General features: G+C 74.5%; 1 protein-coding gene. It reads left to right on the forward strand.

All coding sequences use genetic code 11. The features are described 5' to 3' along the window. Positions 1–332: 332 nt before the first annotated feature. A partial coding sequence (locus KUM32_RS37530; protein ID WP_308408822.1) for a sigma factor occupies positions 333–591 on the forward strand: 259 nt, incomplete at its 3' end.

The following is a 591-nucleotide window of genomic DNA, read 5'->3' on the forward strand; positions in this document are numbered from 1 at the left end:
GACCGGAGTCGGCGCTCGCGACGGTGGCCCAGCCCCCCGCGGCCACGGCACCGCTGGCGGCGATGGAGAGGATCAGGCGGCGGGTGCGGCCCTTGAGTAGGCGCTTGGTCATGGTGACTCCTCGTAGATGCGGGGCCGGAGGCGTCCGGCCGTGCGCGGGGCCGCCGATCCCCCGGGCGGATCACGGCCTCGCGTGAGAGGAGTACGGGGGCGTGCGGCGGCGGGTTGCACGGCGGGGCGCGGAAATCTTTTTCGGGCCGGCGTGCAACCTCCGCCCGCCCCGCCCCGTATGGAAGAGGGGACGGCGCGATGCGGGTGGCGGGAGGCGGCGGGTGAGGGAAGCAGTCCGGGAGCGCGAGTTCCGGGAGTACGCCGAGGCGCGCCAGGCGCACCTGCGGCGCAACGCCTACCTGCTCTGCGGGGACTGGCACCTCGCCCAGGACCTGACCCAGACCACGCTGATGAAGCTGTACGCGGCCTGGGGCCGGGTGCGCCGGGACGGCAACGTGGACGCGTACGCGCGCACCATCCTCACCCGGACCTTCATCGACCAGCACCGCAAGGGGCGGTGGCGCGAGGAGGCCGTGGAGG

Source organism: Streptomyces sp. AC627_RSS907 (assembly GCF_019049165.1).